Source organism: Micromonospora sp. NPDC005291, from assembly GCF_040607415.1.
GTDB lineage: Bacteria > Actinomycetota > Actinomycetes > Mycobacteriales > Micromonosporaceae > Micromonospora.
In genome coordinates, this window is the sequence record NZ_JBEXGR010000002.1 from 1 (window position 1) to 23,547 (window position 23,547).

General features: G+C 71.1%; 21 protein-coding genes. 11 read left to right on the forward strand and 10 right to left on the reverse strand.

What is annotated here, in order from left to right:
• The 4 genes from ABZT18_RS02320 to ABZT18_RS02335 all read right to left on the reverse strand — a co-directional run.
• On the reverse strand, positions 1-845 hold an 845-nt coding region (locus tag ABZT18_RS02320), incomplete at its 3' end, for a 4Fe-4S dicluster domain-containing protein (protein ID WP_355250211.1).
• 3 nt (positions 846-848) lie between these two features.
• On the reverse strand, positions 849-4,124 hold the full coding sequence (gene fdh, locus ABZT18_RS02325) for a formate dehydrogenase (RefSeq protein ID WP_354991969.1): 3,276 nt from the start codon (positions 4,122-4,124) through the stop codon (positions 849-851).
• A 207-nt stretch (positions 4,125-4,331) separates the two neighbouring features.
• A complete protein-coding gene (locus tag ABZT18_RS02330) occupies positions 4,332-6,239 on the reverse strand; it encodes a hypothetical protein (RefSeq protein WP_354991970.1) in 1,908 nt (635 codons plus the stop codon).
• Positions 6,236-7,000: an ABC transporter ATP-binding protein gene (locus tag ABZT18_RS02335; protein WP_354991971.1), complete on the reverse strand. Its 765-nt coding sequence runs from the start codon at positions 6,998-7,000 to the stop codon at positions 6,236-6,238. Before ABZT18_RS02335 ends, ABZT18_RS02330 begins: the two co-directional genes overlap by 4 nt.
• A 79-nt stretch (positions 7,001-7,079) precedes the next feature.
• On the opposite strand from ABZT18_RS02335, the gene ABZT18_RS02340 reads away from it, so the two are divergent.
• Positions 7,080-7,211 carry a hypothetical protein gene (locus ABZT18_RS02340; RefSeq protein ID WP_354991972.1) on the forward strand — a complete coding sequence of 44 codons (132 nt, stop codon included), beginning with the start codon at positions 7,080-7,082 and terminating at the stop codon, positions 7,209-7,211.
• A 149-nt stretch (positions 7,212-7,360) separates the two neighbouring features.
• Here ABZT18_RS02340 and ABZT18_RS02345 read toward each other — a convergent pair whose 3' ends face one another.
• Positions 7,361-7,849, reverse strand: coding sequence for a MarR family transcriptional regulator (locus ABZT18_RS02345; protein WP_354991973.1), 489 nt, complete (start codon positions 7,847-7,849; stop codon positions 7,361-7,363).
• An 82-nt stretch (positions 7,850-7,931) separates the two neighbouring features.
• On the opposite strand from ABZT18_RS02345, the gene eno reads away from it, so the two are divergent.
• Positions 7,932-9,239, forward strand: coding sequence for a phosphopyruvate hydratase (gene eno / locus ABZT18_RS02350; RefSeq protein WP_354991974.1), 1,308 nt, complete (start codon positions 7,932-7,934; stop codon positions 9,237-9,239).
• A gap of 92 nt (positions 9,240-9,331) precedes the next feature.
• On the opposite strand, the gene ABZT18_RS02355 is transcribed toward eno, so the two are convergent.
• A complete protein-coding gene (locus tag ABZT18_RS02355) occupies positions 9,332-9,751 on the reverse strand; it encodes an ASCH domain-containing protein (RefSeq protein ID WP_354991975.1) in 420 nt (139 codons plus the stop codon).
• Between the two features lie 77 nt (positions 9,752-9,828).
• On the opposite strand from ABZT18_RS02355, the gene ABZT18_RS02360 reads away from it, so the two are divergent.
• Positions 9,829-10,227 carry an NUDIX domain-containing protein gene (locus ABZT18_RS02360; RefSeq protein ID WP_354991976.1) on the forward strand — a complete coding sequence of 133 codons (399 nt, stop codon included), beginning with the start codon at positions 9,829-9,831 and terminating at the stop codon, positions 10,225-10,227.
• 130 nt (positions 10,228-10,357) lie between these two features.
• On the opposite strand, the gene ABZT18_RS02365 is transcribed toward ABZT18_RS02360, so the two are convergent.
• On the reverse strand, positions 10,358-11,431 hold the full coding sequence (locus tag ABZT18_RS02365) for an XdhC/CoxI family protein (protein ID WP_354991977.1): 1,074 nt from the start codon (positions 11,429-11,431) through the stop codon (positions 10,358-10,360).
• A gap of 119 nt (positions 11,432-11,550) precedes the next feature.
• On the opposite strand from ABZT18_RS02365, the gene ABZT18_RS02370 reads away from it, so the two are divergent.
• Genes ABZT18_RS02370 through ABZT18_RS02405 form a run of 8 tightly spaced genes read left to right on the forward strand, consistent with a single transcriptional unit; the run spans position 11,551 to position 19,884 of the window.
• On the forward strand, positions 11,551-12,423 hold the full coding sequence (locus ABZT18_RS02370) for a xanthine dehydrogenase family protein subunit M (protein ID WP_354991978.1): 873 nt from the start codon (positions 11,551-11,553) through the stop codon (positions 12,421-12,423).
• A 2-nt stretch (positions 12,424-12,425) separates the two neighbouring features.
• Positions 12,426-12,974, forward strand: a complete 549-nt coding sequence (locus ABZT18_RS02375; protein ID WP_354991979.1) for a (2Fe-2S)-binding protein — start codon at positions 12,426-12,428, stop codon at positions 12,972-12,974.
• Positions 12,971-15,361, forward strand: coding sequence for an aerobic carbon-monoxide dehydrogenase large subunit (locus tag ABZT18_RS02380; protein WP_354991980.1), 2,391 nt, complete (start codon positions 12,971-12,973; stop codon positions 15,359-15,361). Before ABZT18_RS02375 ends, ABZT18_RS02380 begins: the two co-directional genes overlap by 4 nt.
• An 11-nt stretch (positions 15,362-15,372) precedes the next feature.
• Positions 15,373-16,239 carry an XdhC family protein gene (locus ABZT18_RS02385; RefSeq protein WP_354991981.1) on the forward strand — a complete coding sequence of 289 codons (867 nt, stop codon included), beginning with the start codon at positions 15,373-15,375 and terminating at the stop codon, positions 16,237-16,239.
• A gap of 3 nt (positions 16,240-16,242) precedes the next feature.
• Positions 16,243-16,818, forward strand: coding sequence for a nucleotidyltransferase family protein (locus tag ABZT18_RS02390; RefSeq protein WP_354991982.1), 576 nt, complete (start codon positions 16,243-16,245; stop codon positions 16,816-16,818).
• Positions 16,815-17,684, forward strand: coding sequence for a MoxR family ATPase (locus ABZT18_RS02395; RefSeq protein ID WP_354991983.1), 870 nt, complete (start codon positions 16,815-16,817; stop codon positions 17,682-17,684). The genes ABZT18_RS02390 and ABZT18_RS02395 overlap by 4 nt, the downstream gene beginning before the upstream one ends.
• Positions 17,681-18,649, forward strand: a complete 969-nt coding sequence (locus tag ABZT18_RS02400) for an SRPBCC domain-containing protein (protein WP_355250214.1) — start codon at positions 17,681-17,683, stop codon at positions 18,647-18,649. The genes ABZT18_RS02395 and ABZT18_RS02400 overlap by 4 nt, the downstream gene beginning before the upstream one ends.
• On the forward strand, positions 18,646-19,884 hold the full coding sequence (locus ABZT18_RS02405) for a VWA domain-containing protein (protein WP_354991985.1): 1,239 nt from the start codon (positions 18,646-18,648) through the stop codon (positions 19,882-19,884). Before ABZT18_RS02400 ends, ABZT18_RS02405 begins: the two co-directional genes overlap by 4 nt.
• Here the strand turns inward: ABZT18_RS02405 and ABZT18_RS02410 are convergent.
• The 3 genes from ABZT18_RS02410 to ABZT18_RS02420 all read right to left on the reverse strand — a co-directional run bounded on the left by ABZT18_RS02410 (position 19,809) and on the right by ABZT18_RS02420 (position 23,387).
• Positions 19,809-20,765 (reverse strand): LysR family transcriptional regulator, encoded by a 957-nt coding sequence (locus ABZT18_RS02410; protein WP_354991986.1) that lies wholly within the window; start codon positions 20,763-20,765, stop codon positions 19,809-19,811. The two genes, ABZT18_RS02405 and ABZT18_RS02410, sit on opposite strands and share 76 nt — an antisense overlap.
• 107 nt (positions 20,766-20,872) lie before the next feature.
• Positions 20,873-21,676: an FkbM family methyltransferase gene (locus ABZT18_RS02415; protein ID WP_354991987.1), complete on the reverse strand. Its 804-nt coding sequence runs from the start codon at positions 21,674-21,676 to the stop codon at positions 20,873-20,875.
• Between the two features lie 43 nt (positions 21,677-21,719).
• Complete coding sequence (locus ABZT18_RS02420; protein WP_354991988.1) at positions 21,720-23,387, reverse strand: sulfatase-like hydrolase/transferase; 1,668 nt, start codon at positions 23,385-23,387, stop codon at positions 21,720-21,722.
• Positions 23,388-23,547: the final 160 nt, after the last annotated feature.

The following is a 23,547-nucleotide window of genomic DNA, read 5'->3' on the forward strand; positions in this document are numbered from 1 at the left end:
AACCGCGCCTCGGGCACTCCCCGCTCATGCAGAGTAGCCACCCGCACTGCGGCCCGCTCCCGCAACTCATCCAGAGCCCCGTACTGAATCGACTCGGTCGGACACGCCTGCGCACACGCCGGAGTCATCCCCACACCGAGCCGGTCATAGCAGAGCGTGCACTTCCACGCCCGACCATCATCCTTACGCTGATCAATCACCCCATAGGGACACGCCGAAATGCAGTAGCCGCACCCGTTGCAGATGTCCTCCTGCACCACCACCGTCCCGAACTCCGTCCGGAACAGCGAACCCGTCGGACAGACATCCAGACACGCCGCGTGGGTGCAGTGCTTGCACACATCCGACATCATCAACCAACGGAAATCAGTGCGCCCCTCCGCGCCGGTGCCCCGACCCGGCGGCCGCGCACCCGGCATCCCGAGGAACTCCGGCCCGCCCGACATCCGGGCCGCCGCTGCCGGCGAGCCGGGCGGCAGGCCGGGGTCCGTTCCGGTGTCGGTGCGGGTACGCGCGCCGACCGCCGCCGTCGCCGGGCTGACCGCCGGCCCGTCCGGGTTCTCCTCGAACGCGGGTGTGGACCAGCCGGAAGGACGGGCCTGCTCCACGAACGCGACGTGCCGCCACGAGTTCGCGGTCAGCGCCCCGGTGTTGTCGTACGACATGCCGAGCAGGTCCAGCCCGCTCTCCGGGACGCCGTTCCACTCCTTGCACGCGACCTCACACGCCTTGCACCCGATGCAGACGCTGGTGTCGGTGAAGAACCCCATCCGTGGCGGCGCGTCCACGTAACCGGCGTCGGGTGCCGGGTCGAGCGGCCCGTACAGGGCGTTGGCATGCGCCATCGGTCAGACCTCCTGGTCGCGGCCGCTGTCGGGGTCGTCGGTCGTGACCTGCGGTGGATAGTGCGGGCTGAGATCCCCGGACCGCCGTCGGTAGTCGACGAGGAGGTCGAGCAGTTCGCGTCCTCTGGGTCGCCGCCCGGATCGGATGTCGCAGGTGCCGACCTTGCTCTCCTGGATCAGGACGTTCGGGTCGAGGCTGATTCCGAACAGGTCGTTGGCCGAGTCACCGGTCACCAGACCTTCCGGGCCGAAGTGGTACGGCAGCCAGAGCTGGTGGATGATCCGGCCGTCCACGCGCAACGGGGTGAGCCGGTCGGTCACCAGCACCCGCGCCTCGATGGCCGCGCGGGCGGTGATCATGTGCGCCCAGCCCAGGTGGTTGAGCCCGCGTTCGGTCGCCAACTCCGGCGACACCTCGACGAACATCTCCGGTTGCAACTCGGCCAGCGGCGACACGTTACGGCTCATCGCGCCGGCGGTGTGGTGCTCGGTGAGCCGGCTGACCGTGAAGATGTACGGGAAAACCTGGCTGTACGGCTCCGGTGGGCTCGGGTTGAGCGTGTTGATCGGGTGCGTGTAGACCTTGCGGGTCGGGTTGGACTGCTGGCGGTAGAGCGGGTTGCGCACCGGCGATTCCACGGGCTCGTAGTGGGTGGGCATCGGCCCGTCGAGCACGCCGGTGGGCGCGTACAGCCAGCCCTTGCCGTCGCCCTGAAGGATGAACGGGTCGTCGCCGGAAATGCCCGCCACACCCGAGGCGTCGTGGGCCGGTCGGTAGGAAGGCGGCTTGGTCTTCTCGAAGTCGGGCACGTCGTAGCCGGTCCACTCGCCCTTGTCCGGGTCCCACCAGACGTAGCGCTTGCGCTCACTCCACGGGTTGCCGTCCGGGTCGGCGGAGGCACGGTTGTAGAGGATGCGTCGGTTCGCCGGCCACGCCCAGCCCCACTCCAGGGCGACCAGGGACTGCTCGCTGGCGGGTTTGCGCCGGGCTGCCTGGTTGACGCCGTCGGCGTACACGCCGCTGTAGATCCAGCACCCGCAGACGGTGGAGCCGTCGTCCTTCATCTCGGTGAAGGACGACAGTGGCCGCCCGGTCGCCACGTCGTACCCGTTGATCTCACGCAGCACCGCCTCGGCGCTTGGCTCGACGGTCGCGCCGTGCGTCGGATAGTCCCAAGCCAGGTCGAGCAGCGCACGGTCGCGGGGCTTGGTCGACGTCGCCAACCGTTCCCGGACGACGCGACCGAGATGGTAGAAGAACCAGAGCTCGGAGCGGGCGTCGCCTGGCGGCTCGACGGCCTTCTCCCGCCACTGCAACAGGCGTTGGGTCTGGGTGAAGGTGCCCTCCTTCTCCACGTGGGAGGCGGCGGGCAGGAAGAACACCTCCGTGCGGCACTCCTCCGGCACGATCTCGCCGGTTTCGATCTCGGGCGCACTCTGCCAGAAGGTCGCGCTTTCGATCTCGAACAGGTCCCGGACGACCAACCAGTCGAGGTTGGCCATGCCGAGCCGCTGCGCCCGACCGTGCGCCGACCCGACCGCCGGGTTCTGCCCCAGCAGGAAGTACCCCTTGATCTTCCCGTCGATCATGTTCAGCACCTGCTGGTAGGTGCCGTGGTCGCCGGTCATCCGCGGCATGTAGCCGTAGCAGTAGTCGTTGTCGGCGGTGGCGGCATCGCCCCAGTACGCCTTGAGCAGGTTGACGGCGTACGCGCGAGCGTTACCCCAGTAGCCCTTCTGCCCGGGGTTCCGAATGCTGTCCACCCACTCGTCAAAGCTCGGGTGGTCGGCGTGGTGGGGCATCGGCAGGTAGCCGGGCAGCAGGTTGAACAGCGTCGGAATGTCCGTGGAGCCCTGGATGCTGGCGTGCCCGCGCAGCGCCATGACCCCGCCACCCGGGCGGCCCATGTTGCCGAGCAACAGCTGGATGATCGCGCCGGTGCGGATGTACTGCACGCCGACGCTGTGCTGCGTCCAGCCCACCGAGTAGACGAGCATGCTGGTCCGCTCCCGGCCGGAGTTCTGCGCCCACGCCTGGGCCAGCTCCAGGAACCGGTCCTGCGGGATACCGCAGACCCGCTCCACCATTTCCGGCGTATAGCGAGCGTAGTGCCGCTTGAGGATCTGGTAGACGCAGCGCGGGTGCTGCAGCGTCTCGTCGCGTTCGGTGTCGCCGTTGACCGGAGCGCCGTGCGACTCGTGCTCCAGCCCGGCTGCGGTCTCCCGCTGCGTCTCGGTGTCGCGGGTCGCCTCGTTCTGCCCGTTGCCCGCGTACCGCCAGCTGGCCTGGTCGTAGGAGGCGTTCTCGTTCTTGAAGCCGGAGAAGAGCCCGTGCAGGTCATCGGCGTCGACGAACTCCTCGGTCACGATCGTCGCGGCGTTGGTGTAGGAGACCACGTACTCCCGGAAGTCGAGCTCGTTCTCCAGGATGTAGCGGATCACGCCACCGAGCAGGGCGATGTCGGTGCCCGCCCGGATCGGCAGGTACGCGTCCGCCACCGCGCTGGTCCGGGTGAACCGCGGGTCGACGTGGAAGACCTTCGCGCCGCGGCGCTTGGCCTCCATGACCCACTGGAAGCCCACCGGGTGCGCCTCGGCCATGTTCGAACCCTGAATGACGATCATGTCGGAGTTCGACAGGTCCTGCTGGTACTGGGTGGCGCCGCCACGGCCGAAGCTGGTCCCCAGACCGGGGACGGTGGAGGAGTGTCAAATACGGGCCTGGTTCTCGATCTGGAGCGCCCCCATCGCGGTGAACAACTTCTTGATGAGGTAGTTCTCCTCGTTGTCCAGCGTCGCCCCACCCAGACTGGAGATGCCCAGCGTCCGGTTGAGCGGTCGACCCTCGTCGTCGACGTCCTCCCAGGTCTCGTCCCGGGCGGCCAGGACCCGATCGGCGATCATGTTCAGCGCCGTGTCGAGGTCGAGGTCCTCCCACTCGGTGCCGTACGGCCGGCGGTAGCGGACCTTCGTCTGGCGCAGCGGGCTGGTCACCAGGCTCTTGCTCGCCGCGCCCTTCGGGCAGAGTCGACCCCGCGAGATCGGGCTGTCCGGGTCGCCCTCGATCTGACTGACCTGCCCGTCCTTGACGAACACCCGCTGACCGCAACCAACGGCGCAGTACGGGCAGACGGACCGGGCCACCGAGTCGGCGGTTTCGGTGCGGGCGGTGAGCGCCCGGGATCCATCGGACTTGGCGGCGGCACCCCGGCCGAGCGGGTCCGTGCCGGTGAGCTGGCGATAGACCGGCCAGCCCTCGATCCAGCTGCGCACCCCCATCGCCGCACCTTTCCGGCCAATTCCACCAAATGCGAACAGCCTGACATTAGACGAGGTGCCGGCCCGGTCGCAGCAGGATCACAAGAGCCATGCCTCCCCCGGCTTTTCAAGCAGACCAGGGAAGGCATGGTGTACGCGGTCGGCGGGGATGCCCCGCGACGGTCAACTCGGCTGGAGCTGGCGGTGATCGTTTTGGCCGGAGGCGGATCAGGCGCTGGGAGAGCCGCCTGGCTGCGGTCGGCGATCCCACAACACCAGGCCGGTGAGCAGCATCGCAACGCCCAGCGTGACCATTCCCAACCCCACGGCGGTGCGTGCGCCCCCTTCCAGGTGACCCGCCACGATCCACCCACCGTCGATCCCGAACGCCAGCACCATCACCCCTTGCGGGATCACCGGGATCCATCCCACCGTCAGCAACCCCAGCGCCCACGCCGTCGCCTTGTTGTCCCGATACCACTGGGCATCCCACTTCAGCGGGATCACCGTCTCCGCGGGTCGGCTGCGCTGCCCGGCCGCCGCGAGCACCTCGGTTCCACGCCGGCTGAGGCGGTCGTCGGCCAGCAAGAGGCCACCCCACAGGGCCGCAGCACCCGACAGCACGCCGACCAGCGGCAGCAGCGGAGCCACCCCGGGCGGGCCCCAGATGATCAGCGCGAGTACCGGCGCCGCGGCGAGCAGCCCACCGGCGGTGGCGACCAGGACGCTGACGATGTCGGTCGGGTTGTCGGCCGAGGTGGGATGCCGCGGGTCGGCTACCGGGCGCACCCGCAGCAGCGACACCCACACCGGCACCGCTGCGCCCGCGCCGAGCAGAGCCGGCAGGGTGGAAAGTGCGGCCAGCGCGTCGACATCAGGCGCGAGGAGGACGCCGGCGACGGTGAGCAGCACCCCAATGGGGGTGACCAGCGCCAGCCACGCCAAGGCCCGCCCACGGACCTCGGCACGTTCACCGCCGGGCGTGGTGAGCGGCAGCCACAGCGCGGTGCCGTCGAGCCCGACCAGCCCGGCCGACATCGCCGCCGCGCCGAGCACGGCGAGCGGCCCGGCCCACGGCAGCAGCAGATCCACGTCGGACAACAGTGGCAGTCCGGCGAGCAGCGCGCCATACACCACCGCGAACGCCAGATACTGCATCCGCAGCGGATGCCGCATCCAGGCACGCAACTCACGGACCGCGACCGCCCGCGTCGCGGCCGGCAGCCATCCCAGCCACCCGCGCTGCTCACTCCCATTCCCGGCCGCCGTGGCCGGGCGCAACGCCGCCGGCTCGCTGTCAGGGGCGCCGACGAACGGGACTGCGGTGGTGCCGCGCGGCCGGAACGGTACGCCCGCGGTGATCACCCTTCGAACGAGCATGATGTACGCGACGGCGCAGAGCACGACGATGCCCGCCAGGGCCGCCATCATCCGCGCCCCTTCCTCGGGTGCCCCGACCACGGCCGAGATTGGCCAACTGCTCGGCACGTACCCCATTACCCGGACCACCTCGTCCGGCGCCCCGACCAGCAGGACCGACACCCAGGGGAAGACCGCCCAGAGCGACCCCGCGACACCCATCGCCGTCCCGGTGAAGATGCCGGTGAGCAGCGCACCAGCCGGCCCGCCGGCGTGGCCGACGACCTCCAGCGCGATCGCCGAGCCGATCAGCCCGAGCAGCCAGAGCAGCACCGCGCCGAAGGCGGTGACGAGGACCGCAGGGGGGCCGTAGCGAGCGGCGTGCACCGGCAGCGCAGCGAGCGCCACCAGCGACACGGCGGGACCGATGCCGATCGCCGACGCGGCGAGCAGACCGATCGCGGCCGGGGCACCGCCGATCGGCTCCAACCGCAGGTGGGCTGGACGGACCCGGCCACGCCCACCGCCGAGCAGCAGCGGCAACACGATCCAGCCGAGAACCCACGCCCCGGCCAGCAGGGCGAGAGTGTGCTGGTCGCCCTGGAGTGCGTACCGGATCAGCCAGGCGGCGGCGAGCAGACCGACCAGGCCGGCCACCGCGGGTCCAGGATGCTCGCGCAGCGAGCGACGCAGCATGGCCGTGCGCATCCGGGCCGGCACTGCCATCTTGCCAAGGGTGCCGGCCAGCGGGCCGGGGGCGACGGAATCGGCGCTCATCGGGGCCCGGTCAGCCAGTCCAGGCCGGCGTCGCCGGAGGCGTCGGCGCCGACCAGCTCGACGAACCGGTCCTCAAGGTTGCTGCCGGCGGCGACCTCGGCGACCGGCCCGGCGGCGACCACCCGACCCTGATGGATCACGGTCACCTCGTCGCACATCTGCTCGACCAGCAGCATCGAGTGGGTGGACAGCACGCAGGTGCCGCCGCCGGCCACGAATCGGCGCAGCACCCGCCGGATGGTGGCCGCGGAGACGGGGTCGACCGCCTCGAACGGCTCATCGAGCACGAGCAGCCGGGGCGCGTGCAGCAGCGCCTGGGCGAGGCCCAGCTTCTTGCGGGTGCCGGTGGAGCAGTCGGCGAGTGGGGTGCCAGCGCCCTTGGCCAGGCCGAGCACCTCGATCAGCTCGGCGGCCCGTTCGGCGGCCGCGACGCGGTGCAGCCCGCGCAGGCCAGCGCTGTAGCGCAGCAGCTCGGCCCCGGTGAGTCGCTCCGGGAAGTCGAGGCCGTCGGGCAGCACGCCGGTCAGCGTGCGGGTCAGGCCGCGGTCGCGCAGCGCGTCGTGGCCGAGGATCCGGATCTTCCCGGCGTCCGGGGTGACCAGTCCGACGGCCATTCCGATGGTGGTGGACTTGCCGGCACCGTTGGGTCCGACGATGCCATGGAACGTGCCGGAGCGAACGGTCAGATCGATCTGGTTCACCGCACGATGCGTCCCGAAGGTCTTCACCAGGCCGCGGATCTCGAGTGCTGGGGGGATCACGCGCCGAGCATAGTGATCCTTTGACGACGGAGGGACCCGTCGGCGTGACGGATCGGCAGAGGCAGGCGCGGGCAGGGTCATGGATTCTGTACGTTTCACCGCTGACACCTCGTCGGACGGTGTCGTCGAACGCGACTTCCTGCCGGGACACGGCGACCGCCCGCGTACGGACGAGGACGAGCAGGCCGTACGGAGATCCGGGAAGCCGTGACGGCGGGCGGCAACCCACGGTTCGCGGCGCCGATTGACTCCACATCGGACCGCCCCGGCGTGAGCCCGATCCGAGCTACTGGCACTCCATACCTTGTTGGCCGACCCGGCCAACTCCCCGTGGGCTCCTGGTCCAGCGGCCGACTGTCACTAGCGTGTGGCGAGTCGCTCCAACAGGGCGGCGCTGCGTGCCAGTAACGCCCGCTCCTCATCCGTGAGTTCGGCCTCGATGGCCTGCGCGAGCCAACCGGCCCGGCGGCCGCGCTCCGCTTCGAGCGCGGCCCGGCCCGCGTCCGACAGATCGACCAGTGACTTTCGGCGGTCCGTGGGGTGCGCCCGGCGCGTGATCAGGTTCTGGTCGATGAGCAGCCCCACCGCCCGCGCCATCGACTGGGGGCGTACGCGCTGATCGGCGGCGAGGTCGCTGGTGGTCATGGCGCCGTCGCGGTCGAGCGCACCGAGAACGGCAACTTGGCCCAGCGGGATGTGGTCCTCGTGTTTGACGCGTCGGGTCAGCTTGCCCATCGCGGTGCGCAGTTCAGCGGCGATGGCGGCGGCTTCCGGGGTGGGCATAGGGCACTTTACACCGTCGGTCAGCAAAGCTGTGCAGCTAACCTGCGCAGCAACACTGAACAGCATTGCTGTAGGGTTTGCCGCTGTCGGGCTCAGCGCCACCGCTGTCGCAGCCGGGGCCACGGCACGACAACGGTAAGGAACTCCCATGTCCGCACAGACAGTCGCAACCGTCAACGCCGCCATCGAGACCGTCACCGCCCGCCAGATCATCGACAGCCGGGGCAACCCCACGGTCGAGGTCGACGTCGTCCTGACGGATGGGTCCCTGGGGCGCGCGGCTGTCCCCTCCGGCGCCTCCACCGGTGCCCGGGAGGCCGTGGAACTGCGCGACGGAGACTCCGCACGCTGGCACGGCAAGGGCGTCGACCGCGCGGTGGCCCACGTCAACGGGGAGATCGCGGCGTCCGTGCGCGGCCGGGACGCGGCGGACCAGGCGGGTCTCGACGCCGCGTTGGTCGCCCTCGACGGCACCGCCACGAAGTCTCGGCTCGGCGCCAACGCGATCCTCGGCGTCTCCCTCGCCGCCGCCAAGGCCTCCGCTGCAGCCCACCACCAGCCCCTCTACCGCTACCTCGGCGGCGCCGACGCCCACCTCCTGCCGCTGCCGATGATGAACATCGTCAACGGCGGCGCCCACGCCGACAACCCGCTGGACTTCCAGGAGTTCATGATCGCGCCCGTGGGCGCGGACACCTTCGCCGAAGCCGTCCGCATGGGCAGCGAGGTCTTCCACACCCTGCGCCGCGATCTGCTGGCCGCCGGGCATTCCACGGGCGTCGGCGACGAGGGTGGCTTCGCGCCCGCGCTGCGTACCGCTGAGGAGGCGCTCGACTTCGTGATGGCCGCCATCGAGCGCACCGGCTACCGCGCCGGCACGGACTTCGGCCTGGTCATGGACCCGGCGTCGTCGGAGTTCTTCCGCGACGGGGTGTACGACTACGCGGGCGAGGGAGTGCGCCGCACCCCGTCGGAGCAAGCCGACTACCTGGCCAAGCTCATCGACGCCTACCCGATCGTCTCCATCGAGGACCCGATGGCGGAGAACGACCTGGACGGCTGGCGCGAGCTGACCGCCCGCGTCGGCGAGCGCTGTCAGCTCACCGGCGACGACGTGTTCTGCACCAACGCGGCGCTGCTGCGCGAGGGCATCCGCACCGGCGTCGGCAACTCGGTCCTGGTCAAGGTCAATCAGATCGGGACCCTGACCGAGGCGCTGGCCGCGGTGACCATGGCTCACCAGGCGGGCTGGACGGTTGTCATGTCGCACCGCTCGGGCGAGACGGAGGACACCACCATCGCGGATCTGGCGGTGGCGACCGGCTGCGGTCAGATCAAGACCGGCTCGCTCTCCCGCTCCGACCGCACGGCGAAGTACAACCAACTGATCCGGATCGAGGAGGAGTTGGGCGACTCGGCGCGCTTCGCAGGCCGCTCCGCACTGCGTCGGGCGTGAGCAGCAGGCAGGGGTAGCGACCACGCGGGCCCCCGATCACGATCGGTGCCCCGTTCCGTCGGATCGGCAGACGCAGCCGCGGGCAGGGCTCCTCAGACGACATGCACCAACCGGAAGCGCTCGGTGACCACCATGGTGTCGTCGTCGGCCGTGAACCCTGGATCACCCAGCTCGGCGCGCACCTCCGCGCTGTGCCAGAACGTCTCGTGCCCCGCCCGCCACTGCGCCACCGACTCGTCCCGCTCGCCCTCGTCCAGGGCGTGTTGCAGGTCGACGTCGGCGAGCCGTAACACCCGCACCTCGGTCAGCTCGATCACCGCGACCCGCCGACCATCGGAGTCCACCACGGCGGATCGTTCGCCCACCTCGGGCAGCGGGTCGCCAGCGCGCTCGTATCCGACCAGCAGGGCGGACGTCGAAGTCTTGGTGCCGGAGAGGATCGCGGCCACGAGACTGTCCCGCAGCGGTCCCGGAAACGCGAACTCGGCCAGCGGAAGATCATCGAGGTCCATCCGCGCAGGCTACGCGATCCGGCGCGCGGCGAGGGACCGCCGTCGACAAGCTCATGGCGACATGGCACGGTCTCGTGGTGGCCACCTATGACGTCGCTCTCGTGCTGCTCGTCGATCCATCGGGCGCGGTGCTGCTTCAGCACCGCGACGAGGATGCGGCCGCCTCGCCTGGTCAGTGGAGTTTGCCGGGTGGCCACATTGAGCCCGGCGAGTCGCCGGAGGAGGCGGCCCGCCGCGAACTGTTGGAGGAGACGGGTCTGACAGCGGGTGACCTGCACCCACTGTGGAACGGCCCCCGTCCGCACGAACCCGGGTTTCCCCACACCGTGACCGTCCACGTGTTCCGTGGCACCACCACGGCTCGGCAGGAGGACGTGGTCCTCGGGGAGGGGCAGGCAATGGTGTTCGTCCCCCGGGACCAGGTGCTCCATCGTGAGCTGGCGGTTTCCGCGGCGCTGGTCCTGCGCATGATCTAGCTCGAACTGCCCTGCCTCGCCGATCATGCAGTTGTGGTGGGTGACGAAGTAGCCGCTAGAGCTCCAAATCGGGCACCACAGCTCCATGATCGACGGGGGCCGAGCTGCGCCCCGGCGAATCAGCCGCCGCTCAGACGTGGTGGATCGGGGTCTCCAGCTCGCTGAGCGGGCGACCCGAGCCGCCCCAGGCCTGGGCGGTGATCTCGGCGGCGATCGCCACGGCCGTCTCCTCCGGTGTTCGCGCGCCCAGGTCCAGCCCGATCGGCGAGGAGAGCCGGGCCAGCGCACTCTCCTCCACACCCGCCTCGCGCAGCCGGCGCATCCGGTCGTCGTGTGCGCGGCGGCTGCCCATCGCGCCGATGTAGCGGGCGGGTGTGCCGAGGGCGACCTGGAGCAGCGGCACGTCGAACTTGGGGTCGTGGGTCAGGACGCAGAGCACCGTGCGGTCGTCGACGGTCGTCGACTCCAGGTACGCGTGCGGCCACTGGACGACGAGGTCGTCGGCGTCCGGGAAACGCGCGCGGGTGGCGAACACCGGGCGGGCGTCGCAGACCGTCACGTGGTAGCCGAGGAACCTGCCCATCCGGGCCATCGCGGCGGCGAAGTCGATCGCACCGAAAATGATCATTCGGGGCGGCGGCACGTACGACTGGACGAACACGGCCACGTCATCGCCGCGCTGCTCCCCCTGCCGGCCCAGGTGGATCATGCCGGTGACGCCGAGGGCGAGCATCCCGGCCGCCTGCCGGGCCGCCGCGTCGTCCAGGTCGGGTGCGCCGAGGCTGCCCGCGACCCGGTCGGGCCAGATCACCAGTTGGGCGTTCTCGACCGATGCGGTGGCAACCGGGCGGCCGTCCCGGATCGCGGCGAGCACCTCGTCGGGCTCGGTCATCGCGACACTCGGTTGGACCAGGATCTGGATCGTGCCACCGCAGGTCAGGCCGATGTCGAACGCGTCGTCGTCGCTGACCCCGAAGGTCTGGGTGTGGGCCGTTCCGGTCTCCAGCGCGGTCCGGCACAGCTCATAGACGGCACCTTCGACGCAGCCGCCCGAGATGCTGCCGAGGACCTCGCCGTGCACCGAGACGGCCATCGCCGCGCCCGCCTGCCGGGGCGCCGACTGCCAGGTCCGTACGACGGTCGCGACGGCGAACGCGACGCCGTTGGTGCGCCAGCCCGTCAGCCCGTCGACGATGTCCCGCATGGCCGCACGATCCGGGAGCCCTGGCGGCACCGTCAACGGCGACCTAAGCAGTTGCTTAGGTCGCCGTTGACTTTGGCCACCGCCGGGCAGAGATTTTGCCGGACTGCGGGAGGTGCGACATGCAGGTGCCGGCACCGTTCGAGTACGAGCGAGCCACCAGTGTGGACCATGCGATCGGCCTGTTGGAGCGGCTGGGCGGTACGGCGCGCCTGATCGCCGGCGGGCACAGCCTGCTGCCGATGATGAAGCTGCGGCTGGCCAACTTCGACTACCTGATCGACATCAACGACCTGCACGCCGAGCTGGGCTACATCGAGACCGGCCCGGACGAGGTACGCATCGGAGCGCTCACCCGGCATCGGGAGCTGCTCGAATCCGCCGTGCTGGCGGCGGCGTTCCCCATCTTCGCCGACGCCGAACGGGTGATCGCCGATCCGGTGGTGCGTAACCGGGGCACCCTGGGCGGCTCGCTCTGCCAGGCCGACCCGTCCGAGGACCTCTCGGCGGTCTGCACGACGCTGGACGCGCGGTGCGTGATCCGTGGTCCGGGCGGCGCCGAGCGGGTCGTGTCGATGGAGGAGTTCCACGTCGGGCCGTACGAGACGGCCGTCGCGGACGACGAGATCCTCGTCGAGATCCGGCTGCCGGTGCGGCCGGGCTGCGGCAGCGCGTACGCCAAGGTCGAGCGCCGGGCCGGCGACTGGGCCGTGGTGTCGGCCGGCGCGGCGGTGTGGCTCGACGGCGGCGCGATCGTCGACGCCCGGGTCGGGCTCGCGGCGGTCGGCCCCAACACGACGGGCATTCCGGAGATCTCGGCGGCGCTACGCGGGCAGGAGCCCTCGGAGAGCCTCTACGAGCAGGCCGGGGCGATCGCGGCGCGCAGCTGCGACCCGGTGACCGACCAGCGCGGCAGTGCGGACTACAAGCGGCATCTGGCCGCCGAGCTGACCAGGCGGACCCTGCGCCGGGCCGTCGAACGGGCGAGGAGCTGAGCATGCAGGTCACCATGACCGTCAACGACGTCGAGGTCACCCGGGAGATCGAGGCCCGGCTGCTGCTGGTGCACTTCCTGCGGGACGTGCTGAGCCTGACCGGCACCCACTGGGGCTGCGACACCAGCAACTGCGGCACCTGCGTGGTCTGGCTGGACGGCGAGCCGGTGAAGTCGTGCACCGTGCTCGCGGCGATGGCCGGCGGCCACCAGGTGCGTACCGTCGAGGGCCTCGCCAAGGGTGCCGAGCTGGACCCGATCCAGCAGGGCTTCATGCAGTGCCACGGTCTGCAGTGCGGCTTCTGCACGCCCGGGATGATGATGACCGCGCGAGCGCTGCTCGACCGCAACCCCGATCCGAGCGAAACGGAGATCCGGGAGGCGATCTCGGGTCAGATCTGCCGGTGCACGGGCTACGCCACCATCGTCCGCTCGGTCCGCTGGGCCGCCGTGGCCGAGGCGCAGGCCGCGGCCCAGGTCGCCGAGACCACCGAATCGCCCGAGGCCGGCGAGATCGCCGACGCCGGCCAGACCGCGGGGGCCGTCGCATGACCACCGTGCACGAGCGCGTGGACACGTTCCACGACAACGACCAGAAGCCCGTCGGGTACGGCCGGATGCTGCGCAAGGAGGACCCGAGGTTCCTCCGTGGTCGCGGCCGGTACGTCGACGACGTCCAACTGCCCGGCATGCTGCACCTCGCGATCCTCCGGTCCCCGGTGGCGCACGCCCGGATCGTCAGCATCGACACGAGTGCCGCCGAGGCGTCGCCCGGGGTGAAGGCGGTGGTGACCGGGGCGATGCTGGCGCAGCAGAACCTGGCCTGGATGCCGACCCTCTCCAACGACGTGCAGGCCGTGCTCGCCACCGACAAGGTGCGCTTCCAGGGCCAGGAGGTGGCGTTCGTCGTCGCCGAGGACCGGTACGCGGCGCGCGACGCGTTGGAGCTGATCGAGGTCGAGTACGACGTCCTCGACCCGGTGATCGACGCGCGTCGTGCGCTGGAAGCGGGCGCCCCGCTGATCCGCGACGACCTTGACGGTAAGACCAACAACCACTGCTTCGACTGGGAAACCGGCGACAAGGCGGCCACCGAGGCGGTCTTCGCCCGCGCCGACGTCGTGGTCAGCCAGGATCTCGTCTATCCCCGGGTGCACCCGGCGCCCATGGAGACCTGCGGGGCGGTCGCCGACTACGACGCCGTCGACGGCAAGCTGCGGCTCTGGTCGACGACCCAGGCGCCGCACGCGCACCGCACCCTCTACGCCATCGTGGCGGGCCTGCCCGAGCACAAGATCCAGGTGATCGCGCCGGACATCGGTGGCGGGTTCGGCAACAAGGTGCCGATCTACCCCGGGTACGTCTGCGCGATCGTCGCCTCGATCGTCACCGGCAAGCCGGTGAAGTGGATGGAGGACCGCTCAGAGAACCTGATCAGCACCGGCTTCGCCCGCGACTACATCATGCGCGGGGAGATCGCCGCGACCCGCGACGGCCGGATCCTCGGTATCCGCACCAACGTGCTGGCCGACCACGGCGCGTTCAACGGCACCGCCGCCCCGGTGAAGTACCCGGCCGGCTTCTTCGGGGTCTTCACCGGCAGCTACGACATCGAGGCCGCGTACTGCTCGATGACGGCGGTCTACACCAACAAGGCGCCCGGCGGTGTCGCGTACGCCTGCTCGTTCCGCATCACCGAGGCGGTCTACCTGGTCGAGCGGATCGTCGACTGCCTCGCCGACGAGCTCGGCATGGACCCGGCCGAGCTGCGGTTGAAGAACTTCATCCAGCCGGAGCAGTTCCCGTACACGACGAAGACCGGCTGGGTGTACGACTCGGGCAACTACGAGCCGACGATGCGGCTGGCGATGGAGATGGCCGGCTACGACGAGTTGCGCCGCGAGCAGGCCGAGAAGCGGGCCCGGGGCGAGCTGATGGGCATCGGCATCGCGTTCTTCACCGAGGCCGTCGGCGCCGGCCCTCGCAAGGACATGGACATTCTCGGGCTGGGCATGGCCGACGGCTGCGAGCTGCGCGTCCACCCGACCGGAAAGGCCGTGGTACGCCTCAGCGTGCAGTCGCAGGGTCAGGGGCACGAGACGACGTTCGCGCAGATCGTCGCCGAGGAGATCGGGATTCCGCCGGCGGACATCGAGGTGCTGCACGGCGACACCGACAACACCCCGTTCGGCCTCGGCACGTACGGCAGCCGTTCGACGCCCGTGTCGGGCGCGGCGGCGGCCCTGGTGGCCCGCAAGGTCCGCGACAAGGCCCGGATCATCGCCTCGGGGATGCTCGAGGTGTCGGTGGCCGACCTGGAGTGGGAGAAGGGCGCGTTCCACGTCACGGGTGACCCGGGAAGGTCCGTCACCATCCAGGACATCGCCCTGCGCGCGCACGGGGCGGGTGACCTGCCCGAGGGCATCGAGGGTGGGCTGGAGGCGCAGATCTGCTACAACCCGTCGAACCTGACGTACCCGCACGGCGCGTACATCTGTGTGGTGGACATCGATCCCGGCACGGCTCAGGTGACGGTACGACGGTTCATCGCGGTCGACGACTGCGGCACCCGGATCAACCCGATGATCATCGAGGGGCAGGTGCACGGCGGGTTGACCGACGGGGTCGGCATGGCCCTGATGGAGATGATCGCATTCGACGAGGACGGCAACTGCCTCGGGGCGTCCCTCATGGACTACCTGATCCCGACGTCGCTCGAGGTGCCCGACTGGGAGACCGGCTTCACCGTGACGCCGTCACCGCACCACCCGATCGGCGCGAAGGGCGTGGGTGAGTCCGCGACGGTGGGGTCGCCGCCCGCGATCGTCAACGCAGTCGTGGACGCCCTGAAGCCCTTCGGCGTACGCCACGCCGACATGCCGCTGACGCCGTCGCGGGTCTGGGACGCGATGCGCGGCCAGGCCCGGCCGCCGATCTGAGGGAGCCGAGGATGACCACCATCGCGGAGCGCGCCCGGGAGCTGACCGACACCCGGGAGCCGTTCGTCCACGCCACCGTGGTCCGCGCACAGGACCCGACGTCGGCCCGGCCGGGTGACGCCGCGGTGATCCGGTCGGACGGCTCGATCGAGGGCTTCGTCGGTGGGGTGTGCGCCGAGAGTTCGGTGCGGGCGGCAGCACTCGACACCCTGCGCGACGGCACCGCGCTGCTGCTGCGGGTGCTGCCGGACGGCGCAGCCCCGTTCCCGGAGACACCGGGGGCGCGGGTGGTGGTCAACCCCTGCCACTCCGGCGGCGCGATCGAGGTCTTCCTTCGACCGGTGTTGCCGGCGCCGGCGCTGCGGGTGGTCGGCAACACGCCGATCAGCGCCGCGGTGGCGACCCTCGCCGCGTTCCTCGACTTCGACGTCGTCACGGCCGACGACTGCACCGGCTGCACGGCGGTCGTGGTGGCCGGGCTCGGCAAGGGCGAGCAGGAGGCGATCCGGGCCGCGCTGGACGCCGGCGTGGGGTTCATCGCGCTCGTCGCCAGTGGCAAACGCGGCGCGGCTCTGCTCGACGAGCTCGGCCTGACCGACGCCGAACGGGCCCGCGTCCACTCACCGGCCGGGTTGGACATCGGCGCGCAGACGCCACCGGAGATCGCCCTGTCGATCATGTCCGAGATGGTCCGGGCGATCCGGGTGGACGGGCTGACCCCGTCCTCGGACGCGCCGGTCGCCCGGCCCCAGCAGGCTGTCGACCCGGTGTGCGGAATGACCGTGCTGGTCGGCTCGGAGACCCCGCACGCCCGAGTCGACGGGCAGGACCTCTGGTTCTGCTGCGCCGGCTGCCTCGCGACCTACACGGCGGCGTAGCCCGTGTTCCTGACCGGCCTGGTGCTCGCCGCGGGCGCGTCGGTGCGGCTTGGCGAGGCGAAGCAGCTGCTCCCGTACCGGGGGCGGACGCTGCTCGACGCCACCCTCGACCTGGCCCGCTCGTGCGACTTCGACCAACTGCTCGTCGCCCTGGGCGGCGCTGCGGGCGAGATCCGCGGCCGGGTGGACCTGACCGGCTGTCAGGTCGTGGAGAACTCGGCGTTCAGCAGCGGCTGCGGGTCGTCGGTCAGCACGGCCGCGCGGGCGGTGGACCCACGCGCCGACGCGCTCGTGCTGCTCCTCGGCGATCAGCCCGGCGTCCGCGCCGAGGACGTCCGCCGGGTCGCCGCGGCGACCACTCCCCTGGCCGTGTGCCGGTACGCCGACGGGCTCGGCCATCCGTTCCGCTTCGGCCGCGCGGTCCTTCCCGAGCTGTACGACCTGCACGGCGACAAGGCCGTGTGGAAGCTGCTGCACTCCGGTCGCCACCCGGTGACCGAGGTGCCCGTCGACGGGCCGGTGCCGATCGACGTGGACACCCGGGCGGACTACGAGCGCCTGTTGGCGGGCGAGGCATGAAGGACGCCCTGACCGTGCGGCACCGCCTCGACGCCGTCGACTACCTGGTCGACGACGGCATGGCGATGGCCCTGTTCCTGGCGTTGCGCCTCGGCCGGCCCCTGCTGCTGGAGGGCGAGCCGGGTGTCGGCAAGACCGCTGCCGCGAAGGCGTTGGCCCGCGCGCTGGAGACGCCGCTGATCCGGTTGCAGTGCTACGAGGGGCTGACCGCGGGTGAGGCGCTCTACGAGTGGAACTACCAGCGACAACTGCTGGCGATCCGGCTCGCCGAGGCGAACCATGCCCGGCTCACCGATGCCGACCTGTTCAGCGCCGAGTTCCTCCAGGAACGGCCGATCCTGCGGGCCGTACGCCACCGGGGGCCGGTCCCACCGGTGCTGCTGATCGACGAGATCGACCGGGCCGACGACGAGTTCGAGGCGCTGCTGTTCGAGTTCCTCGGTGAGGCCGGCATCACGATCCCGGAACTCGGCACGTTCACCGCCCGCACGCCGCCGGTCGTGGTGCTCACCTCCAACCGCAGCCGGGAACTGCACGACGCCTTACGCCGCCGCTGCCTGTACCACTGGATCGACTTCCCCGAGCCGGCCCGCGCTGTGGAGATCGTCCGCCGGGCCGTACCGGGCGCCACCGAGCCGCTGATCCGCACCGCGGTCCAGTTCATCGGCGGCGTACGCGACCGGGAGTTGGAGAAGGCGCCCGGGATGGCGGAGACCATCGACTGGGTCGGCGCGCTGGCGGTGCTGGGCGCCGCCGACCTGGCCGCCGACAACGTCGCGCAGACCCTCGGCACCATCGCCAAGACCCCCGACGATCGCGCCGTGGTCGCCGCCGCGCTCGGCGCCTACCAGGAGAGTCAATCATGAAGATCACCAACGAGTTCGTGGTCACCGTCCCGATCGAGCGGGCGTGGGCGGTGCTCACCGACCTGGAGGGAATCGCGCCCTGCCTGCCGGGCGCCCAGTTGACCGGTGTCGACGGCGACGTCTACCGGGGACGGGTGAAGGTCAAGGTCGGGCCGGTCATCTCGGAGTTCGCGGGCACCGCCCGGTTCGTCGAGAAGGACGACACGGCCTACCACGGGGTGATCGACGCGAAGGGCCGCGACGCCCGGTCCACCGGGAACGCGTCCGCGCTGGTCACCGCCCGACTGCGCCCGGACGGCGACCGGACGCTGGTCACCGTGGACACCGACCTGAAGATCTCCGGCAAGCTGGCCCAGTTCGGCAGCAGCATGATCAAGGAGGTCTCGGGCAAGTTGCTGGCCCAGTTCGTCGCCAACCTGGAAGCCAAGATCGCGGCCGACCAGCCGACGTCCGCCACCGTCGGGGCCGCTACGCCAGTGCCCGCCGCCCGGACCGGGTCCGATGCCGTCACGTCCCCGGCGCAACCCGAACCGGGGCTCGCCCCGGCCGCGTCCGCCGCGGCGGTCGCGACCACGCCCACCACCACCGCTGTCGCACCCTCCCCGGTCGAGCCGCCGCCGCTCGCCCCCTCGCCCGCCGAGCCGTCGCCGACCGGGCCGCCAGCCGCCGAGCCCTCCGCCGCCGGGTCACCGCCGGTCGCGTCGCCGCCGGTCGCGTCGCCGCCGGTCGCGTCGCCGCCGGTCGCGTCGCCGCCGGTCGCGTCGCCGCCGGTCGCGTCGCCGCCGATGGAGCCGTCCCCTGTCGAGCCGTCGGCCGCCGGCACGCGGGCCACGGCGACCGCCGAGCCGGAGGCGCTCGACCTGCTCAGCATCGCGGGTGGCTCGATCACCAAGCGTGTCGTACCCCTTGTTGTCGGTCTTGTCGCGGCCGGTGCGGTGATCGCCTGGCTGGTCGCACGTCGGTGAGCCCGGCCGTGCTGCGCGGGGTCGACCGGGCCGCGTTCGCGGTGGCGTTCGCCAACCGGCTGCGACGAGCTGGCGTCCCGGCCGGGCTCACCGACGTGGACGACTTCGTCCGTGCGCTCGCCGCCAGCGCACCTGACTCGATGTCCACGCTCTACTGGACCGCCCGGATCAGCCTGGTCCGACGGCACACCGACCTCGCCGCGTTCGACCGCGTCTTCGCGGCGATCTTCGCGGATCCCCCGCCACTGCCCCGGCCGTCGCGGTCCGCGCCTCCGACGGAGGGCCACGACGACGTGTACGTCCGGGTGCCCGCCGACACCGACGGCGCGGGCTCGGGCGGCGGCCTGCCGTGGGCCACCCTGCCGCCAGCCGTCGCCGACGCGACGGAACACGACACCGCACTACGGCTGCCCGAGCGGCGTCCCAGCGCCCTCGCCGGGCTCGCCGACCGCCCGTTCGACGAACTCGATACCGCGCAGGTCACGCAGCTCGGCGACGCCCTGCGCGCGGCCGTCGCCGGCTGGCCGACCCGGCGCACCCGGCGACACACCGCCGGCCCGACCGGTCCCCGGATCGCGCTGCGACCCACCATCGCCCGGGCCCGCCGCACCGGCTGGGAACCCGTCGAGGTCGTCCGCGAGCGGCCGGTGAGGCGACCACGCCGGGTCGTGCTGCTCTGCGACGTCAGTGAGTCGATGCGGGCGCAGGCGACCGCGTACCTGCATCTGATGCGGGCGTTCGCGGTGGTCGCCGACGCGGAGGTCTTCGCGTTCGCGACGACGCTGACCCGGCTCACCGTGGTGCTGCGACACACGTCGGCGGCCGAGGCGGTCGCCCAGGCCAGTGCCGCCGTGACCGACCGGTACGGGGGCACCCGGATTGCCACGAACCTGCGCGCACTGCTCACCTCCCACCACGCGGATGTCGTACGCGGGGCGGTGGTGGTGATCGGCTCGGACGGCTGGGACAGCGATCCGCCCGACGGGCTGGCCGCGGTGATGGCCCGGTTGAGCCGCCGCGCGTACCGGATCGTGTGGTTGAATCCCCGCGCCGGCGCACCCGGCTTCGCGCCCCGGGTCGGCGGCATGGCCGCCGCTCTCCCCTACTGCGACCGCATGCTGCCGGCCGGCACCTTCCAGGACCTGCTGGTCGTCGCCCGTCAGCTCCAGAGCGTCACGTGCACCGACGGCCGGAAGTGGCCGACGCTGACGCCCGCGCCGCGCATCATCGCCTGAATCGCCCTCGGGGTCGACGAGAAGCGGCACAGCTCGTCGGCGGCCGACATCGAGCCGGGGCTGGCGAGCACCTGCGAATGCCACACCGCTTCCATCGTCGCGTGCGGCCCCGCCACCTGCACCAGGTGGCCCTGGCGGACGTCCGGCGCGACGGTGAACGCGAGCGCCGGTGAGATGCCCTTGCCCCGCTTGGCCTCCCCCAGCGCCGCCGCGTGGCTCTGGAAGATCTGCTGCCGGTCGTCGGGCACGGCGAGGCGGCGCAGCATCGCCGGCACCCCACCAAGCTCGGAGGTCGCCGACGGCCCGAGCAGCCAGGTCTGTTCCCGCAGCTGCCCGGGGGACGCCGGCACACCGGCGAACGGGTGATCAGGGCCGACGACGAGGACGAGGCGGTAGTTCATCACCGGCCGGCAGGCGATCGCGGGGTCGACGACCGGCGGCTGCGGCCCGATCGCGATGTCCGCGGCGCGGGTCAGCAACAGCGACCCGAACGAGCCCGGGTTGCGCACGCTCAACTCGACGTCGAGGTCAGCAGCCCGCTTCGCGAACAACTCGATCAGCCCCGGCGCGGCGAACTCGGCGAACAGACTGGACGTGGCGACCCGCAGCAACCGGCGGCCACGCTTCGCGGCGCTCACCTCCAGCATCGTGCGGTCCTGCAGGCCCAGCAGCTCGGCCGCCCGACTGGCCAGCCGAAGCCCGCCAGGGGTGAACGCGAGTCCCGCCGCCGTACGGATGAACAGTTTGTCGCCGAACTCCTTGCGCAACTGTGCGATGTGGAGCGACACCGCCGACTCGGAGACCTGAAGCTCCGCGGCGGCCTGCTTGACGGAGCCCAGCCGGACCACGGCTACGTACGCGCGAAGTTGCGTCGGGGTCATCGGCGTCACCCTCTTCCGCCCGATCGCGTGGTTCGGCTCTCCGTCGAGACGAACCACGATCATGCCCCGCTGATCGACCCCGCCGCCAGCGCCTGATCGACCGATCGTCACGCGGTGGTGCTGCTGACCACCCCGTTCCCGGACACGCAGTACACATCGCCGGAATTCGCCTGGTGCGGGAGTGCGAGCAGGTGTGCTGCCATGTCGTTCGCGGGTATCCAGCTCTGGAACGTCATCGACTTGTCGTCGCCCAACGCGACGTCGAAGCCGTCGAAGCCGAGCGCGCCCAGGCGATCAAGACACCGGTAGGCGACCGGGCGCGCGATCGTGGTGAACTCGAAGGAGAGGGCGGGCAGCGGGCGGCTCAGGCCGGCCAGCACCTCGTCCTCGAAACCCTCCACGTCGATCTTGGTGAAGGCCGGCACGCCGTACCGGTCGATCAGCGCGTCGACGGTGACCACCGGGACCTCGATGGCCGCATCCCACACCTCGCCCTCCCACCCGCCCGCGCCCTTCGCCGCCTGCACGAAGTCGGACGAGGCGGTCGACACGGTGGGGTTGGTCGAGTTGACGTGGAACCGGACGCTCCCGGCGACCGCGCCACACGCCGCTTGCACCAGAGTCACCTGGTCGTCGCCGCCATAGATCGCACGGAGCGCACGTAGGCACAGCGGCTGCGGCTCCACGGCGACGACCCGGGCTCCGAGGCGGCGGAAGCTGCCGATGTGGTCACCCACGTGGGAGCCGATGTCGAAGACGAGATCCCCACTCGTGACGAACCGGGAGTAGAAGTCGTCCATCCTCGCGTCGCGCTCGGCGTCGCCGTAGTAGACGTTCAACGACCGGTGCAGGAGCGACATGGCCGGATCGGTCTTGAGCGCCGCGATCCTGGTGCCGGTGGTATCCGTCATCTATCTGTTCCCGTCCGTGAGAGGGGCGCGAGCGGGGCCGGGATTACGGCCCGAAGGCGGTCAGGAACCGGTCCCGGAAGGTGTCCATCGGCCAGACCGGGGCCTGGGGACCAGGCTTGAGCCCGTCCTGCCAGCCCCACCCGGAGATCCGGTCCAGCACGGCCCGGTCTCGGGTGATGATCGTGATCGGGACGTCGTGGCTGGCGTTCTCGCCGGTGACGACCGTGGCGGGCTGGTGGTCACCGAGGACGATGAACACGAGATCGTCGTCGCCGTAGGTCTCCACGTAGGAGATCAGCGTGCCCAGCGTGTACTCGATGGAGTGCCGGTAGTCCGCCCGGATCTGGGCGGTGGTGCGCCGCCCCTCGTCCGCCGCACCGCCCCCGGCGGCGGCGTCGTGGAAGGTCGCGCCGTCGCCGACGGTGGTCCAGTCGATCAGCCGCGGAACGGGCGTCCAGGGCGCGTGGCTCGACACCAGCGCGAGCTCCGTCATCGTTGGTCTGCCGTCCTGCTTCGCCTGCTCCAGGCCCTGCCAACTCGACAGGGTGTACTGGTCGGGCATGGTGCCGAAGCTGAACTTCGGGCCGTGGTAGTCGAGCGTCTTGGCGTTGTAGAACCGGTCGTAGCCGAAGAACGAGCCCTCCGGCCACGCCCTGGTGACGGCGGGCATCACGCCCACGGTCTGCCAGTTGGCCCGCCGGAAGGCACCGTTGAGGGTCATCCGGTCGCTGGCCAGCAGGGTGCGGTGACGCTGATCGTTGTCGATCCAGAGGCCGGAGAGCAGCGTGGCGTGGGCGAGCCAACTGCCGCCGCCGAACGTCGGCGAGGTGAGGAAGCCGCTCTGCGCGGCGAAACCGGCCGCGCCCAGCCGGCTGGTTCCGCTGTCGAGGACCGCGCCGACCTGCGGGGCGAACTCCGGATCCTCGACGGCGTCCCGGCCGTAGCTCTCCACGAAGGAGATGACCACGTTCTTCCCGCGCAGCGCGGTCAGTAGTTGGTCGCCCGGAGTGTCGCGGAACCTGTCGGCGTCGACCAGGGTGGAGAACGTCTTCCGGTCGTTGAGACGCAGGCGCACCTGGAATCCGTGGCCGTTGGCCAGGGTGGTCGCGGACGTATCGGCAACCGGTACGCCCGGCAGCACCCGCACGTTGAACGCGGCGCAGACGACCCAGACGACCACCAGCGTCGCCACGATCCGGGTGGTGCCGGTGCGGTGCCGGATCACCAGCCGACTCAGCCGCCGTACCGAGAGCATGACCAGGATCGGCAGGCCGACAGCCACCACCGCCACGGCGATTGCCGCGCCGACAGCGCCGGGCCGACCGTACGACTCGCTGAGGAAGGCGAACGCGTCATCGAGCAACGCCCAGTCGAGCACCGGGTCGAACGCCCGACTGAGGGAGGCGGAGAACCCCAGATCGAGCAGTTTCAGCATGCCGAGCAGGCCGAGGGCCACGCCGGCGACCGTCGCGACCAGCCGACTCCCGCGGAGCGGCAGCGCGACCAGGAGGGCAACGAACAGCAGCGCCTCCAAGGGGATCCGCACGAACCCCGCCGGGGTGAGCTGGCCGAAGTCGTACGGCGCGGTGAGCACGAGCAGCGCGAGCAGCGCGGCCAGGACGGTTGTCAGCCAGGCCCAGATCGGGCGCTTCGTCCGACCCTCGACTCCGGTGCCATCGTTGGCGGGAACGCCCGAGAGTTCGCTCCTCATCGCTCTCCGTCCCTGGCTCGGCAGCTGACGTACTCGCGCGTCAAGAGCGACAACCCGGGCATCCTTCCATGATCGCTGGTGAGTAAGGCACGCGCGCGGCTCAGACCCGGGCGATTTCGCTTCGGGCCACAGCGACCGTCGGGCGCGCCTGCCAGGGCAG